This is a genomic window from Vibrio hepatarius (genome assembly GCF_001274785.1).
Classification (GTDB): domain Bacteria; phylum Pseudomonadota; class Gammaproteobacteria; order Enterobacterales; family Vibrionaceae; genus Vibrio; species Vibrio hepatarius.
Window position 1 is genome coordinate 1 of sequence record NZ_LHPI01000079.1, and the last position, 257, is coordinate 257.

General features: G+C 46.7%; 1 protein-coding gene. It reads left to right on the plus strand.

Annotated elements, in window-relative coordinates; translation table 11 throughout:
• Positions 1-237: 50S ribosomal protein L6 (locus AKJ31_RS22345; RefSeq protein ID WP_072161430.1), on the plus strand; the 237-nt coding region annotated here is incomplete at its 5' end.
• Positions 238-257 lie beyond the last annotated feature (20 nt).

Consider the following 257-nt stretch of genomic DNA (forward strand, 5'->3'; position numbering starts at 1 on the left):
GGCAACGCTGTAGCACTAACTCTAGGCTTCTCTCACCCAGTTGAGCACGAACTACCAGCAGGTATCAAAGCTGAGTGTCCAACTCAAACTGAAATCGTACTAACAGGTACTGATAAGCAGTTGGTTGGTCAGGTAGCTGCTGATATTCGCGCTTACCGTAGCCCTGAGCCTTACAAAGGCAAAGGTGTTCGTTACGCCGACGAAGTTGTGCGTACTAAAGAAGCTAAGAAGAAGTAAGGTAACACTATGGATAAGAA